Genomic DNA, 15,635 nt, shown 5'->3' on the forward strand with positions numbered 1-15,635 from the left:
CTTTCACAAATGTGCCGGCAGATATAAGGACATACATGGGCTACGCATGGTTTGGCTCAATGAGAAGGGGGGGACGCCCCAATTACAAGTGATAACCATTTGCATTTGGACGGAGGATTGATTATGCTTTTACCTGTTTGGTTAAGGCGCCTTGGAATCCTACCCCGCGACGACACCATAACGACAGAGAGATACGATAATACTAGCAATACTGGCTGTTACCCCCGCTTTATGGCCGCGGCAGTGATACCCTCCTGCCACCAGATGTATGAACCGTTTCTGCCAGCAGAAACAAACCGCGCGGCAAATTGCCGCGCGGTTCATTGGTCAAATGTCATGTTAAGGATCGACCATTAGGCAATAGTGATCGGAAAAGCGCTAACCTGATCAATATGATCCACACCCAGCGATAGCATGATCAAGCGATCCACACCCAGGGCCACACCGGCACAGTCCGGGAAGCCAGCACGCAGCGCCTCGATCAGATGCATGTCGATCGGCTGCGGGGCTAACCCCATATCCTGACGCTTGAGGTTATCTGCTTCGAAGCGGGAAAGCTGCTCATCCCCATCGGACAGCTCGTGGAAACCATTAGCCAGCTCAATTCCCTTGAAATACACCTCGAAACGTTCAGCAACACGGCTATCTTGCGGATTGATCTGGGCCAGAGCCGCCTGAGAAGCCGGGAAATCGTAGACAAAAGCGGGTACCTGTTGGCCAATCTTCGGCTCGACACCGACACTGAACAGCAGCTGCAACAAGGTATCGCGATCTTGCTCGGGTTCGGCGATATCGGCCAAACCCAAATGTGCCGCCACGGCCTTAAGCTCAGCCATGCTACCTTCCAGCGGGCAGACACCCAGTACATCGATAAATGCCTGCTGGTAAGTCATTCGCTCGGCAGCCCCGTTACCCAATATCAATTGCAGTAAAGCATCCATCTCATCCATCAGGGCATGATGGTCAAAACCAGGACGATACCATTCCAGCATGGTAAATTCTGGGTTGTGGAAGCGGCCCGATTCTTCATTGCGAAAAGACTTACAAACCTGATAGATAGGACCACTCCCCGCAGCCAGCAAACGTTTCATGTGAAATTCAGGACTGGTCATCAGGTAAAGTGGCTGGCCATCGGCAAAACCCGGGCCGACAAAGGTCGTTTGAAAGGTATGAAGATGAATATCTGTCACGGTAGCCTGGCTCATCGCCGGGGTATCGACTTCCAGTACCTCGCGTTGAGCGAAAAAGTCTCGGATCATCGCCAGTATCGCAGCACGCTGCTTTAGCTGGGTAAGGGGAGCGGTCGGTTGCCAGTGGATAGTCATAGCCAGTAATCATCAAACATTGAGGGAAAATGAATCGATATTTTACCCCAATTTCCCGAAATACCTATTGCCGAAAGACCGATAATCCAAATACTGGTTACCGGAACAACGATACACCCAAAAACGCAGTTCCTGCGCGATGATCCCGCCTCTCACCACCTCCAGCCCTCTCGAATATCAACAGCACAAACCAGTTATGAAAAAATGTGAAAGAAGATGATCAGCAAGCATTCAGCTTGGTCGCATTTCAAGCACCAAAAAAAAATAAAGAATTAACAGAAAACTCACACAACGGGTATTTGCACAACAAACACAATAAAGGCACTCATTTGCTCACTGGATAAATTGTTCTTTATTAGCCACTTAGCAATAATCATCGAAACACATTTTTAATGAGCCAGAAACAAATCACACATTTTATTTCGATTAATTAACAACCATAAAACATTACAAATTGTGACAATAATCACATTTCCCGTAATCACCTTATACTTTTGGGCTATTTCGTTTCAAAAGCTGCGTCTAAATCAACTTTTCTATCGATATTGTTTCATAGAATGCACCTAGGATTTCAAGGTTAAGTACGCTCAGGCGTACTTTTTTAAATTTTATCGTCTTACCTCCGGAGGATAGCTGTGAAAACAATTACCACAGATATCGCTGTAATCGGCGCAGGTGGTGCAGGTCTTCGTACTGCCATTGCTGCTGCAGAAGCAAACCCAGACTTGGAAATTGCGCTTATTTCTAAAGTTTACCCAATGCGCTCTCATACCGTAGCTGCAGAGGGTGGCTCCGCTGCCGTCGTCAAGGATGAGGATAGCTTGGACAACCACTTCAACGATACTGTTGGCGGTGGTGATTGGCTATGTGAACAGGACGTTGTTGAATATTTCGTAGAAAACGCGACACGCGAGATGACCCAGCTAGAGCAATGGGGTTGTCCGTGGAGCCGTAAAGAAAATGGTGACGTGAACGTACGCCGCTTCGGTGGTATGAAAGTTGAGCGCACATGGTTTGCCGCGGATAAAACCGGCTTCCACATGCTACACACACTGTTCCAAACATCTATCAAATACGATCAGATCAAGCGTTTCGACGAGTACTTCGTTGTCGACCTACTGGTTGAAGAAGGTGAAGTACAGGGTCTTGTGGCTATCCACATGGCTGAAGGTGAGTTGATCTGCATTAAAGCGAAGTCTGTTGTACTTGCAACAGGTGGCGCCGGCCGCGTTTACAACTGTAACACCAACGGCGGTATCGTAACCGGTGACGGTATGGCAATGGCCTTCCGCCACGGTGTCCCTCTGCGTGACATGGAATTCGTTCAGTACCACCCAACTGGCCTACCTGGCACAGGTATCCTGATGACCGAAGGTTGTCGTGGTGAAGGCGGTATCATGCTGAACAAAAATGGTTACCGTTACCTGCAAGACTACGGCATGGGCCCAGAGACACCAATCGGCCAGCCAAAGAACAAATACATGGAACTGGGTCCTCGTGACAAAGTTTCTCAGGCATTCTGGCACGAGCAGCAGAAAGGCAACACCATCAAGCACCCACTGGGCGATGTTGTACACCTTGACCTGCGCCACCTAGGTAAAGAATACCTACACGAGCGTCTACCGTTCATCTGTGAGCTTGCAAAAGCCTACGTGAATGTTGATCCGGCAGAAGAGCCAGTGCCAATTCGCCCAACCGTTCACTACACCATGGGTGGTATCGAAACTGACAAGCACAACGAAACACGCATCAAAGGCCTATTTGCGGTCGGTGAGTGTTCATCTGTTGGCCTGCACGGTGCAAACCGTCTAGGTTCTAACTCTCTTGCAGAGCTTGTTGTATTCGGTCGCCTAGCGGGTGAAGGTGCGGCTAAACGCGCTGAAGAATTCAAAGGCTGGAACGAAGCCGCTATTACTGAGCAGGTTCAAGCGGTTCAAGATCGTATCGATACCCTACTGTCTCAAGAAGGCGACGAAAACTGGGCGGATATCCGTACTGAAATGGGTCACTCCATGGAAGCCGGTTGTGGTATCTACCGCCAAGAAGATTTGATGCAAGCAACAGTTGATAAGCTAGCAGAACTTCGCGCTCGCTTTAAGAACATCAGCATCAAAGACAAGGGCAAGGTATTCAACACTGACCTACTTTATGCAATTGAAATCGGTTACGGCCTAGAAGTTGCTGAAGCCATGGCTCACTCTGCGATTCAGCGTAAGGAATCTCGTGGCGCACACCAACGTCTTGACGATGGTTGTACAGAACGTGACGACGTGAACTTCCTGAAGCACACGCTAGCCTTCTACAACGGTGATGACGCTCCTCGTATCGAGTACAGCGACGTAACAATCACCAAGTCTCAGCCAAAAGCACGTCTATACGGTGCAGCGGCAGAAGAAGCTGCAGCGAAAGAAGCAGCTGAAGCGGCAGCGAAGAAAGAGGAGCAGGCATAATGTCAGACAACCGCATCCAAAAAGTAGAAATTCTGCGTTATGACCCAGCCAAAGATGCAGAACCATACTTCGAAATGTTCGAAGTACCGTTTAACGAAACCATGTCTGTGCTTGATGCTCTGGGTTACATCAAAGATAACCTAGACAAAGATCTGGCTTACCGCTGGTCTTGCCGTATGGCGATCTGTGGTTCTTGCGGCATGATGGTCAACAAGGTTCCAAAACTGGCTTGTAAGACTTTCTTGCGTGAGTACCCGAACGGTCTGAAAATCGAAGCACTGTCTAACTTTGCTATCGAGAAAGATCTGGTTGTCGATATGACACCGTTCATCGAGCGCCTGGAAGCTATCAAACCGTACATCATCGGCAACGATCGCAAACCTGAAGACGGTCCAAACAACCAGACGCCAGCGCAAATGGCGAAGTACAAGCAGTTTGCTGGTTGTATCAACTGTGGTCTGTGCTACGCGGCATGTCCTCAGTTCGGCCTGAACCCTGAGTTCATCGGCCCTGCAGCACTAACCCTAGCGCACCGCTACAACCTAGACAGCCGTGACAACGGTGCTGATGAGCGTATGAAGCTGATCAACGGTGAAAACGGTGCATGGGGCTGTACATTTGTTGGCTACTGTTCTGAAGTTTGTCCGAAGAGCGTAGATCCAGCAGCAGCGGTTAACCAAGGCAAAGTGGAATCTTCTAAAGATTTCGTTATCGCCATGATGAAGCCTCAGGAGGCATAAGGATGAGCAATCGTAAACCTTACGTTCGCGAAATGAAGCGCACCTGGTGGAAGGATCACCCTTTCTACCGCTTCTACATGGTGCGTGAAGCAACTATTTTACCGTTAATCTTCTTCACTATCTGTCTGACTTTCGGTCTAGGTAGCCTGGTGAAGGGCCCTGAAGCATGGGCGGGCTGGCTAGAATTCATGGCTAACCCAGTTGTTGTAATTCTGAACGTGCTGGCACTGGCGGGTAGCCTGTTCCACGCACAGACTTTCTTCAGCATGATGCCTCAGGTAATGCCTATCAAACTGAAAGGCAAAACACTGGACAAGAAAGTTGTTGTTCTGGCTCAGTGGGCTGCAGTTGCTGCAATCTCACTGTTCGTACTAGTTCTAGTTTAAGGAGAGCCACGTGGTTAATCTAAATCCTAAACGTTCTGACGAACCAGTATGGTGGGGTCTGTTCGGTGCTGGCGGTACTTGGTTTGCAATGCTAACACCTGTGACTGTACTGGTACTGGGTATCATGGTCCCACTGGGTATCCTAGACGCTGATGCAATGAGCTACGAGCGCGTTGCCGGCTTCGTTACCAGCATCATCGGTGCACTATTTACTATCGCAACGCTAGCACTTCCAATGTGGCACGCGATGCACCGCCTGCACCATGGTATGCACGACCTGAAATTCCACACCGGTGTAGCAGGTAAAATTGCATGCTACGCGGCAGCATTCCTTGTGTCTGCACTGGCTGTGATTTTCGTCTTCATGATCTAATCATGATACGAAGCAAAAAAGCACCGCAATGCGGTGCTTTTTTTATGCCTGCTCGGCTGACTTAGCCTCTATTGGGGTTGCTGGACCAGCTTCTCGCTCTGCTCCAAGATCCCCAACGCGCCAAAGCCAGTGATCACATCCAGGTTGGTGGTCATTTTCCCCCCCTCGCCGCCGCCGAAGTAGTTTTTCGGCATCTCGATCTGGTAATTCTTCAGATTGTTGTACAAGGCCGTCGAGACATCGCGGTTAAGCTCGGCCAGGTAGACATCCCGGTTGGCCCCGTAAGCATCGTATTTGGCCTTCAGGATTTCCGCTTCCGCCCGTCCTTTGGCCAAGATAGCCTTAGCTTCATACTCTGCCGACAGCGCATTTGCCTTCTGGATTGCCAAGTTGGCTTCTGCGATGGCCAGCTCTTTTTCCTTGTCCACCTCAGCGAGCCGTTTTTTCTTTTCGACCTCAACAATCTCCCGCTCGGCGATCTGGCGCGCGATTTCGACTTCTTTTTGCTGCGAGATAATCGCCAGTTCCTTGTTGCGCTGGGCATCCTGTACTTCACGGGTGCGCTGGATTTCCTTGCGCAATTGCTCTGTTTCCGCCTGTGCCTTGGACGTTTCCTGCTCCTGAATGGCCCGGATCCGATCTGCCACTAAGCGCTTCTTGTCCGTCAGCAGCTTGTCCAACTGCGCCTCGGGCTTGGGATCGCCTATCGTCACCTGCGTCACGGCAATACCATATTGGCGTAACGGGTTATCCTGACGTTTAGGGTTGCCTTGCGTATCGAGCATCGGCACGGTTTTCCATACCAGCTGCTGGGTACGCTGTAGTTGGTTGGAGTTGCTCTGGTTGATGCCTACCGGTGCCAGATCAATCTGCTCGACCTCGACCTGTCGTCGTTCTGTCATGTAGATCCCGTCACGGAGCTGATCGCCCAGCTTGGATTTGAACTGGTTCAAACCGCCCTGAAAGAACTCTTCGCCGGTATATTGGGTCGCCGTGATCACCGTGACATTACGGGCGTTTTTCACCAGCAGGGCATCAATGAGATTGCTGTTATTACGGAATTCACGGTGCATTTTGATAATCGCATCAGGGTCTAGTGACAGCTTGAAGCGGAAAGTCACCGGGATCTCCCCGACATAAGTATCAGCGAAGCGAACCTGAATCGACGGCAGGCGCTGGTAGAAATCTTCCCCGGTGGTATTGCCATAAGAGACAGTGATCACTTGATCATACTTGGTGATCTTGGACAGAAACGGCATTCGGAAGTGAATACCGGGCTGGTTAAACACATCCAGCTCACCGGTCAGGTTATTCTGGTGTACATAGGTGTACCCCGCATCCGTCATCAACACTGAATTGTTGACCAGACCAAAGAGCGCTGCCATCCCCAGTATCCCGCCAACAACGGGTAACGATACTTTTTTCTTTAGCGCTTGCTGCGCCTGAGGCTTAAAATCCATATTCCCTATACCAACTTGTTATTATTCCACTGTATGGCTTAGGGTATGAAATCGAATGCATCAATAAAAGCAAAACTGTGCATCTAATTCGATGAATCAAACACACTTCAAAAACTGCGTCACAATCAGGTCGAAATCCATTGTCGAAAAAACAAAAAAGGCCGCCTAAGCGACCTTTTTTCACCACCGGAAGTAAATTACTTCACACGGCCAACGTATTCAGCTGAACGGGTATCAACCTTGATCACTTCGCCGATAGCGATGAACAGAGGTACACGTACAACGGCACCGGTTGTTAGTGTCGCAGGCTTACCACCGGTACCCTGCGTATCGCCTTTCAGGCCAGGATCCGTTTCGGTAACTTCAAGCTCAACGAAGTTCGGTGGCGTTACGGCGATAGGGTTGCCGTTCCACAGTGTTAGCGTACAGGTGTTATTTTCTACTAACCACTTCGCATTTTCGCCCACCGCTTTAACGTCTGCAGCAATTTGCTCAAACGTTTCATTGTTCATGAAGTGGTAGAATTCACCGTCGTTGTAGAGGTAATCAAGCTCAGTATCGACTACGTCTGCAGCTTCAACGCTTTCACCAGACTTAAAAGTCTTCTCCAGTACCTTGCCTGAAAGCAGTTTACGGATTTTAACGCGGTTGAACGCCTGGCCTTTGCCCGGCTTAACAAATTCGTTTTCGATAATGACACATGGTTCATTATCTAGCATAATTTTCATTCCGCCGCGGAATTCATTGGTGCTGAAAGACGCCATTTCTATCCTCTTAACATCTTCGAGTTGTATTTAATGCCGCACATAATAACCCGAAACGCCTCATCTGTTGAGCAAAACTGGCTGAATGATCTTGCTAATGCGATTTCTGATCCGATTCAGCTACTAAATAGCCTTAAAATTGATCCCGCCCCGTGGGCAGAAGGCTTGGCGGCCCGGAAATTATTTGCGCTGCGTGTCCCTAAGAGCTTTGTCGAAAGAATGGAAGTTGGCAACCCTTATGACCCGTTATTGCGACAGGTTCTGCCTCTGGCGGAGGAATTCGAGGTGCACCCAGGATATTCTCTGGATCCACTCGAAGAGCAGGACAATGCCATTCCCGGCCTGCTGCACAAGTACAAGAGCCGAGCCCTGATGATTGTCAAAGGCGGCTGTGCCGTTAACTGCCGCTATTGCTTCCGCCGCCATTTCCCGTACCAGGATAACCAAGGCGGCAAGCGTAACTGGCAGCTGGCGCTGGATTATGTCGCCAACCAGCCGGACATCAATGAAATTATCCTGTCCGGTGGCGATCCGCTGATGGCCAAGGACAGTGAAATGGCCTGGCTGATCGAGGCCATTGCCGCAATACCCCATATCAAACGGCTACGCATCCACTCCCGCTTACCCGTGGTCATGCCCTCTCGCATTACTGCCGAGCTATGCCATTTACTGGCCCAGAGCCGTTTGCAAACGGTGCTGGTCACCCATATCAATCATGCCAATGAAATCAACGAGGAATTGGCTCAGGCGATGCTGGCGCTCAAACAGGCTGATGTGACACTGCTGAACCAAGGCGTATTGCTCAAAGGTGTCAATGACTCTGTCGAGGCCCTGACCCATCTCAGCGAAGCCCTGTTTGACACCGGCATCCTTCCCTATTACCTCCATGTACTGGATCGGGTCCAAGGTGCCGCGCACTTCATGGTCGACGACAATACGGCCCGCCAGCTGATGGCCGGCCTGATGGAAAATGTATCGGGCTACCTAGTTCCCAAGCTGACCCGGGAAATCGGCGGCCGCCGCAGCAAAACCCCGCTGGATTTGCACCTCGAATAGCGCCCAATAACTCCTCCCCTGCAACGCATTCCTTTTCTCTTATCCCTGTTCTGCAGTGCCACTTTGCACTGCAGGTAATCCCTCCAGCCTCTAGCGTACAGCAAAACATAAAGAACCCACCTTTTAGGTGTTCAGAATGGGCACTAAGCCCAACCCTCAATCAGCAGGCGCTAACCAACTGTTTTTAAACAACTTAATTATGTACAGCCTTTCGAGGTTTTCACCCACCAAGCTCATAGCAAGCAAAAAGGTGTTGTTTACGGTCCAATCACACCAAGCGATCAGCAAATCCTCACATGTACAGACAAAACCTGAACGCCCATTTAGACCACTATGGGACAATCAACAAAGAGCACATAAGCCACTGATATTAAACGCTTAAAAATCACGTACAGCTTTCCATGCTTTTTACCTAGAAAACACCATCAAACTTATAGAAACATCATGGTCCATATAATCAAAATACGAGCAAATTCTTCGATGGACTCAATCAAAAAAGATCATCGCCAAATCGCTCGCATTTTGAACCAAGTAAGCGCATAGTCGCGCTCCAATCTGCTGGCGAGGAAGGCAGCCAAACTTCACGCCCAGCACACTGTCCATCACCTTATTAATGAGTAACGCAATGAAAATTGGCATTCTCTCCCAGAACGAAAACCTATACTCAACCCGCCGCCTGCGCGAAGCCATTGAACAGCGCGGCCATGAAGCTGTGATCATCAACGCCTTGCGTTGTTATATGAATATCAACTCGGTCAAGCCATCGATTCATTTCGAAGGCCAAGATCTGACTGGCTTTGATGCCATTATTCCGCGCATAGGTGCGGATATTACATTTTACGGCTGCTCGGTATTGCGTCAGTTCGAAATGATGGATGTGTTCTCGGTGAACCCGTCCATCGCGATTTCGCGTTCTCGGGACAAGCTGCGTTCGCTGCAGTTACTCAGCCGCAAAGGGGTGGGCATGCCGATCACAGGTTTTGCCAGCAAGCCCGATGATGTGCCGGACCTGATCAAGATGGTCGGCGGCGCACCGCTGGTGATCAAGTTGCTCGAAGGCACCCAAGGCATTGGCGTGGTGTTGGCCGAAACACAAAAAGCGGCTGAGAGTGTGATCGAGGCGTTCATGGGTTTGAAAGCCAATATCATGGTGCAGGAATTTATCGAGGAAGCTGGCGGTGCCGATATCCGATGCTTCGTTATCGGTGACAAAGTGATTGCCGCGATGAAACGCCAGGGGGCAGAGGGCGAGTTCCGCTCCAACTTACACCGTGGTGGTAGTGCCTCATTGATCCGCATTACCCCTGAAGAGCGTAAGACCGCGGTTGCAGCAGCAAAAGCGATGGGGTTGAGCGTTGCCGGGGTAGATTTACTGCGCTCCAAGCGTGGACCGCTGGTCATGGAAGTGAACTCATCGCCTGGGCTGGAAGGCATTGAGGGTGCAACAGGCAAAGATATTGCCGGAATGATTGTCGAGTACATCGAAAAGCATGCGGGTAAGCGAAACAGCCGCCGCAACTCTCACCAGTAACCACTTCGTCGTAAAAGCGATAAGCCAACAGAAAAACCAGAAGCAGCCTAAAGGCTGCTTTTTTCATCCGCCAGATCCGCCTTAACAATAGGAGCTCTCGCCATGCTATGGCTTGATATCACTCCCTTCGCCTGGCCCGCCCTACTTCAATGTGCTATTTGTGGCACGGTTATCGGAGTTGAACGCCAGGTTCGGGGCAAACCGGTCGGGATCCGCACCTCGCTGTCGAGCAACAATGCCGACACTTCCCGGGTCATGTCAAAAAACAACCGTACAGCGATATTGGTTAAAAGCGGCTTTTTGGTGAGCCCTTTAACACCTTATACTAAAAAGCCCATAACCCACACATAAAACGCTGATTTTAAACAACTAAATTATTGTTCAGCTTTTTCGGCTTTTTCCCTGACAAACTCAGCTCTGCTCTTTTAGCCATTTTCCGGCAGGCGTTCAGGGAAAAAGCCACCTTCCGTACAGCTTTTACCGAGAATTACAACTAAAAGAAACCCAACCTTGAACATTGAAACGCCCCCACAAAAATCACAGCTAACACACTGATTTAAAATAAATTATTTAACGTGCAGCTTTTCATGCTTTTTACCATGTGAACTATTACAACCTATTTGCTGTTGTTTTCCCCTATAACTGACTCACCTGTCCTCGCCCCCCTTGGTCGTACAGCTTATTGTGTAATATTCAGGAAAAAGAAGAACAAAAACAAAACCTGAGCAGAAAGGCCAGCATATTAAACGTAAGTACTTAATAATAAAGGAATTATTTTGCGTGCAGGTTTTAAAGCTTTTTCCCCAACAAGCCTACCATAGGAAAAACACTACCTCGCCAACCTTCGCGCTATTTCTCAGGCATAAAAAAACGGAGGCTTGAGCCTCCGTTTATCAACTTTTCAGCTATCTCAGTGAGATAGGGGTATTACATCATACCGCCCATACCACCCATGCCGCCCATACCGCCCATATCAGGCATTGCAGGCGCATCTTTCTGTGGTTGGTCTGTCACCATCGCTTCGGTTGTGATCATCAGGCCAGCAACAGAGGCTGCGAACTGAAGTGCTGAACGCGTTACTTTCGTTGGGTCTAGGATACCCATCTCGATCATATCGCCGTACTCACCCGTTGCTGCGTTGTAGCCGTAGTTACCTTCGCCAGCACGAACGTTGTTTGCAACAACTGATTCTTCATCACCCGCATTTTTGGTGATTTGACGAATTGGTGATTCCATTGCGCGTAGTGCAACACGGATACCAACATTCTGCTCTTCGTTGTCACCTTCAAGACCAACAACTTTAGAAGCAGCACGGATCAGTGCAACACCACCACCCGCTACCACGCCTTCTTCTACCGCTGCACGTGTTGCATGTAGGGCATCTTCAACGCGGTCTTTCTTCTCTTTCATTTCAACTTCAGTCGCGGCACCAACTTTGATCACTGCAACACCGCCTGCTAGCTTAGCAACACGCTCTTGTAGTTTCTCTTTGTCGTAGTCTGACGTTGCGTCTTCGATTTGCTGGCGAATCTGGGCCACACGACCCTGGATCATCTCTTCCTCACCCATACCATCGATGATAGTGGTGTTTTCTTTAGTGATCGTAATACGCTTCGCTTGACCGAGATCTTCTAGCTGAACTTTTTCTAGCTCTAGACCAATCTCTTCAGAGATAACCGTACCCGCAGTTAGCACCGCGATGTCCTGAAGCATTGCTTTACGGCGATCACCAAAACCAGGCGCTTTAACAGCAGCAACTTTCACGATACCGCGCATGTTGTTCACAACTAGCGTCGCCAGCGCTTCACCTTCTACGTCTTCTGCAATGATAAGCAGTGGACGTGAAGCCTTAGCAACACCTTCTAGTGCCGGAAGAAGCTCACGAATGTTCGAGACTTTCTTGTCGATAAGCAGGATAAATGGGTTTTCCAGATCGACTGAACCCGCTTCCTGGTTGTTGATGAAGTAAGGAGACAGGTAACCGCGGTCGAACTGCATACCTTCAACAACATCTAACTCGTCATGAAGTGCCTGGCCTTCTTCAACCGTAATAACACCATCACGGCCTACTTTTTCCATTGCTTCAGCAATGATGTTACCCACCGTTGCGTCAGAGTTAGCTGAGATAGTACCTACCTGAGCGATTGCTTTGGTATCGGCACATGGCACAGAAAGCGCTTTTAGCTCTTCAACCGCAGCCACAACCGCTTTGTCGATACCGCGCTTAAGATCCATTGGGTTCATACCCGCAGCAACAGCCTTCAGGCCTTCAGTAATAATTGACTGAGCCAATACTGTTGCTGTTGTGGTACCGTCACCCGCCGCATCATTTGCTTGGGAGGCCACTTCTTTAACCATTTGTGCGCCCATGTTCTGGAATTTATCTTCCAGCTCAATTTCGCGCGCTACCGATACACCATCTTTAGTAATGGTTGGTGCACCGAATGATTTATCCAGTACCACATTACGGCCTTTAGGGCCCAGCGTGACTTTTACTGCATCAGCTAGAACGTTCACACCTTCTAGCATTTTAATTCGTGCGTCGTTACCAAACTTAACGTCTTTAGCAGCCATTTCAGTATTCCTTTCTTAATTCTTGATTCGAGGTGATCGGATTATTCAACGATTGCCATGATGTCGTTTTCAGACATGATCAGGACTTCTTTACCGTCAATCTTTTCAGTCTTGGTGCCGTAGCCTTCTGCAAAGATCACAGTATCACCAACTTTAACGTCCAGTGGCTGTACCGTACCGTTTTCTAGAATGCGGCCTTTGCCTACTGCCAACACAACGCCGCGAGTAGATTTTTCAGCTGCAGAACCAGTTAGAACGATGCCGCCAGCAGATTTTGATTCAACTTCTTGGCGCTCAACGATAACTCGGTCATGTAAAGGACGAATGTTCATCGGTCGTCTCTCCTGATTGGTAATTTCCATACTAATAAAAAGATAAAAGCCCTGTAGCCCTTACTTTTTCTGATACATAAACATGTTGGGTCGTTTTTCTAGAACCCAAGCCCCAGAGACGTTTTTTTTACAAAATATCTCAGAGAATTTTTGCCCGATCACACTCTTTGCATTAGGGTAAGCGGGCATTCTTTTCCCGAGACGACCATGGCAGATAATAACAAGCCAGATATAAATAAAGCTGGCACCAGCCGGCCGGATAAGCACGGACTGCTGTCCGAGCCTATCCCAGATGTCCTCAAGCGCCTAACCGTGCCGATGATCTTCGGCATGGTGGCGATTTTGATGTTTAATCTGGTCGATACCTTTTTTATCTCCCTGCTTGGTACCGAAGCACTGGCGGCGGTCAGCTTCACCTTCCCGATCACCTTTGCCATCAACTGCATTACCATGGGGATCAGTGTCGGGATCTCGACCAGCATCGGCCGTCTGCTCGGCAGCGGGGATACCCGCAGTGCTGCCAGGCTCACCACCCATGGCCTGATACTGGCACTGCTGCTGATGGTGATCGCCTCGACACTAGGCATACTGACTATCGAGCCACTGTTTAGTTTAATTGGCGCACGGGCTGATTTGCTGCCGATCATCAGTGACTATATGTCCATTTGGTATCTGGCCATTCCTCTGCTGGTGATCCCAATGGCCGGTAACAGTGCCATCCGAGCAACGGGAGATGCCAAGACCCCCGCCAAGATCATGATCCTCGCCGGTGCAATCAATGGCGTATTGGATCCTTTATTGATCTTCGGTATCGGTCCGTTTCCTGAACTTGGGGTGAAAGGGGCGGCCATTGCCAGCGGCATAAGCTGGGCTTTTGCCCTAGCTGGCTCGCTGTATGTCCTTATCAAGCGGGAAAAACTGGTCGCGCCGCCACAGCTGGCTCGCCTCGCCAGCGATTGGCGACAGATAATGCAAATTGGCACGCCGGCTGGCTTATCCAATGCGCTTAACCCGCTATCAGGGGCATTGCTGATGGCGCTATTGGCGGTTCAGGGGACGGCGTCTGTCGCCGCCTATGGGGCCGCGATGCGTATCGAGTCCATTCTGATCACGGTCATGATGGCAATGGGTTCAGCATTGATGCCATTCATGGCGCAGAACCTGGGTGCCGATAAACCGCAACGCGCGTTTGCCGCACTGTTTACGGCGATGCGCTTTGCTATCCTGTTCCAACTGTTGATCTTCATTATGATGGTGCCGCTGAGCTGGCCGCTGTCTTCCCTGTTCAGCCAAGATCCAGCGGTACAGTCACAGCTGTGGCACTATCTAGTGGTCGTTCCGGTCAGTTACGGCCTGCAGGCGGTTTGCATGCTACTGATCAGCGCCCTGAATGCGATGCACCGCCCAATGGATGCCTTGGTGTGGAACCTGTTCCGTCTCTTTGCCTTGCTATTGCCGATCGCTTGGCTTGGTAGCCAGCTGCACGGCACCAAAGGGTTATTTGTTGGGATCGCGATAGCCAATGCCCTCAGCGGGTTGGCAGCCTATCTGTATGCGGTCAAGCTACGTCGGCGCTGGCAAGCTGCTCCGCCAGCCTAAACACAAGCCACGACAAATATGAACAGCATTAACAAAAAAGGCAGCCTAGGCTGCCTTTTTTATGTCCGTCGTTTCTATAAGCTCACATGCTTAAGGTAATCGCGGCGAATCGTCATCATTTTTTTTGTCGTCTTTACGTTCAAATTCACCATCGAATACGTCCCCCTCCTGCTGGCGGCCCTTAGCGTTATCACGGAATGGGTCACGCTGCTGTTCAAAAGGGTCGTGTTGTTCAAAGCCCTGCGGGCCAAAACCAGCGCTGAACCCAGCCCCTGATGACATACCCTGAACCTTCACCCGGCTCATCAGTTGTTTGGCCAGCCACGCACGCGGGCCGGGCAGCAATACTGCCATCCCCATTGCATCGGTCATAAAACCCGGCGTCAGTAGCAATACACCAGAAACGGCAAGCATGACACCTTCTACGATTTGTTGGGCAGGCAATTCCCCTTTCTGCAAACGACCTTGCACCGACATCAGGGTTGCGATGCCCTGACTACGCACCAGCGACGCACCGACTACCGCCGTGACCAGCACAAGCCCCATTGTCGGCCATAGGCCAAGGAAACCGCCGACCTGTATAAACAGGGCGATTTCAACAATCGGCACGACAATAAACATAAACAGTAATATCGGAAACACGGTTTTCCCCTTGCTGATAGGCAGTAATTGGAGTTTAGCTGTAACACATAGGTATCACATTACAGAAATCTCACTGGTATATAACAAATATTGGGAGCAGGCAGTCATTTTTCAACTCTTTTCTATAGGGTTTCAATGTAACGATTGATTACAATAATACTGCCGCCATAAATAAACACGGTTTTCACATTTTGTCATAAGTGGTCATTTTTACACATAAGCCAAGGGGTAATTGTTAACAGTCTTTGTGAGCAAGATCTCATTCCTGTGCAAATGTTTTCAGTCCATTTAAAAAAGTGATCTGAGTTATGTTTTTACCCCTAAAGGGGAGTATTATCGGCAGCAGACAATAGGTGTCAGGTACGATCATCTAGCCAAACTCTCTGCGGAATGGATTCTAAAG

General features: G+C 49.7%; 14 protein-coding genes and 1 pseudogene. 9 read left to right on the forward strand and 6 right to left on the reverse strand.

What is annotated here, in order from left to right; translation table 11 throughout:
• Nucleotides 1-353: 353 nt before the first annotated feature.
• Nucleotides 354-1,325, reverse strand: coding sequence for an elongation factor P--(R)-beta-lysine ligase (gene epmA, locus L4D79_RS25095; protein WP_428655593.1), 972 nt, complete (start codon nt 1,323-1,325; stop codon nt 354-356).
• Between the two features lie 206 nt (nt 1,326-1,531).
• On the opposite strand from epmA, the gene L4D79_RS25100 reads away from it, so the two are divergent.
• From L4D79_RS25100 to frdD, 5 genes are all read left to right on the forward strand, one after another.
• A complete protein-coding gene (locus L4D79_RS25100) occupies nt 1,532-1,669 on the forward strand; it encodes a hypothetical protein (protein ID WP_428655596.1) in 138 nt (45 codons plus the stop codon).
• A gap of 291 nt (nt 1,670-1,960) precedes the next feature.
• Nucleotides 1,961-3,775: a fumarate reductase (quinol) flavoprotein subunit gene (frdA, locus tag L4D79_RS25105; protein ID WP_428655598.1), complete on the forward strand. Its 1,815-nt coding sequence runs from the start codon at nt 1,961-1,963 to the stop codon at nt 3,773-3,775.
• Nucleotides 3,775-4,515: a succinate dehydrogenase/fumarate reductase iron-sulfur subunit gene (locus L4D79_RS25110; protein ID WP_428655600.1), complete on the forward strand. Its 741-nt coding sequence runs from the start codon at nt 3,775-3,777 to the stop codon at nt 4,513-4,515. Before frdA ends, L4D79_RS25110 begins: the two co-directional genes overlap by 1 nt.
• 2 nt (nt 4,516-4,517) lie before the next feature.
• Entirely contained in the window at nt 4,518-4,901 is a 384-nt protein-coding gene (gene frdC, locus L4D79_RS25115; protein ID WP_107351011.1) for a fumarate reductase subunit FrdC, read from the forward strand.
• Nucleotides 4,902-4,911: 10 nt separating this feature from the next.
• Complete coding sequence (gene frdD / locus L4D79_RS25120) at nt 4,912-5,274, forward strand: fumarate reductase subunit FrdD (RefSeq protein ID WP_428655602.1); 363 nt, start codon at nt 4,912-4,914, stop codon at nt 5,272-5,274.
• Nucleotides 5,275-5,342: 68 nt separating this feature from the next.
• Here the strand turns inward: frdD and L4D79_RS25125 are convergent, their stop codons facing one another.
• Nucleotides 5,343-6,659: an SPFH domain-containing protein gene (locus tag L4D79_RS25125; protein WP_428655698.1), complete on the reverse strand. Its 1,317-nt coding sequence runs from the start codon at nt 6,657-6,659 to the stop codon at nt 5,343-5,345.
• A gap of 272 nt (nt 6,660-6,931) precedes the next feature.
• Nucleotides 6,932-7,498, reverse strand: a complete 567-nt coding sequence (efp, locus tag L4D79_RS25130) for an elongation factor P (protein ID WP_428655604.1) — start codon at nt 7,496-7,498, stop codon at nt 6,932-6,934.
• A 33-nt stretch (nt 7,499-7,531) separates the two neighbouring features.
• On the opposite strand from efp, the gene epmB reads away from it, so the two are divergent.
• From epmB to L4D79_RS25145, 3 genes and pseudogenes are all read left to right on the forward strand, one after another.
• Complete coding sequence (epmB, locus tag L4D79_RS25135; RefSeq protein WP_428655606.1) at nt 7,532-8,554, forward strand: EF-P beta-lysylation protein EpmB; 1,023 nt, start codon at nt 7,532-7,534, stop codon at nt 8,552-8,554.
• Between the two features lie 625 nt (nt 8,555-9,179).
• Entirely contained in the window at nt 9,180-10,085 is a 906-nt protein-coding gene (gene rimK / locus L4D79_RS25140; protein WP_107351006.1) for a 30S ribosomal protein S6--L-glutamate ligase, read from the forward strand.
• Between the two features lie 102 nt (nt 10,086-10,187).
• Nucleotides 10,188-10,388, forward strand: a pseudogene (locus L4D79_RS25145) (hypothetical protein); the annotation flags it as partial.
• 624 nt (nt 10,389-11,012) lie between these two features.
• Here L4D79_RS25145 and groL read toward each other — a convergent pair.
• Nucleotides 11,013-12,659, reverse strand: coding sequence for a chaperonin GroEL (groL, locus tag L4D79_RS25150; protein ID WP_428655609.1), 1,647 nt, complete (start codon nt 12,657-12,659; stop codon nt 11,013-11,015).
• A gap of 41 nt (nt 12,660-12,700) precedes the next feature.
• Nucleotides 12,701-12,991 carry a co-chaperone GroES gene (locus L4D79_RS25155; protein WP_107351003.1) on the reverse strand — a complete coding sequence of 97 codons (291 nt, stop codon included), beginning with the start codon at nt 12,989-12,991 and terminating at the stop codon, nt 12,701-12,703.
• Nucleotides 12,992-13,198: 207 nt separating this feature from the next.
• Here L4D79_RS25155 and L4D79_RS25160 point away from each other — a divergent pair, with 207 nt between their 5' ends.
• A complete protein-coding gene (locus tag L4D79_RS25160) occupies nt 13,199-14,590 on the forward strand; it encodes an MATE family efflux transporter (RefSeq protein ID WP_428655611.1) in 1,392 nt (463 codons plus the stop codon).
• Nucleotides 14,591-14,680: 90 nt separating this feature from the next.
• On the opposite strand, the gene L4D79_RS25165 is transcribed toward L4D79_RS25160, so the two are convergent.
• Nucleotides 14,681-15,232, reverse strand: coding sequence for an FxsA family protein (locus L4D79_RS25165; RefSeq protein WP_428655614.1), 552 nt, complete (start codon nt 15,230-15,232; stop codon nt 14,681-14,683).
• Nucleotides 15,233-15,635: the final 403 nt, after the last annotated feature.

This window comes from Photobacterium satsumensis (assembly GCF_050336935.1).
Lineage (GTDB): Bacteria > Pseudomonadota > Gammaproteobacteria > Enterobacterales > Vibrionaceae > Photobacterium > Photobacterium satsumensis.

What these genes read in the sequence shown, in the direction of transcription:
- epmA (WP_428655593.1), bottom strand. Translation starts at nt 1,325, where the DNA reads ATGACTATCCACTGGCAACCGACCGCTCCCCTTACCCAGCTAAAGCAG.
- L4D79_RS25110 (WP_428655600.1), top strand. Translation starts at nt 3,775, where the DNA reads ATGTCAGACAACCGCATCCAAAAAGTAGAAATTCTGCGTTATGACCCA.
- frdC (WP_107351011.1), top strand. Translation starts at nt 4,518, where the DNA reads ATGAGCAATCGTAAACCTTACGTTCGCGAAATGAAGCGCACCTGGTGG.
- L4D79_RS25125 (WP_428655698.1), bottom strand. Translation starts at nt 6,659, where the DNA reads ATGGCAGCGCTCTTTGGTCTGGTCAACAATTCAGTGTTGATGACGGAT.
- efp (WP_428655604.1), bottom strand. Translation starts at nt 7,498, where the DNA reads ATGGCGTCTTTCAGCACCAATGAATTCCGCGGCGGAATGAAAATTATG.
- epmB (WP_428655606.1), top strand. Translation starts at nt 7,532, where the DNA reads ATGCCGCACATAATAACCCGAAACGCCTCATCTGTTGAGCAAAACTGG.
- rimK (WP_107351006.1), top strand. Translation starts at nt 9,180, where the DNA reads ATGAAAATTGGCATTCTCTCCCAGAACGAAAACCTATACTCAACCCGC.
- groL (WP_428655609.1), bottom strand. Translation starts at nt 12,659, where the DNA reads ATGGCTGCTAAAGACGTTAAGTTTGGTAACGACGCACGAATTAAAATG.
- L4D79_RS25155 (WP_107351003.1), bottom strand. Translation starts at nt 12,991, where the DNA reads ATGAACATTCGTCCTTTACATGACCGAGTTATCGTTGAGCGCCAAGAA.
- L4D79_RS25160 (WP_428655611.1), top strand. Translation starts at nt 13,199, where the DNA reads ATGGCAGATAATAACAAGCCAGATATAAATAAAGCTGGCACCAGCCGG.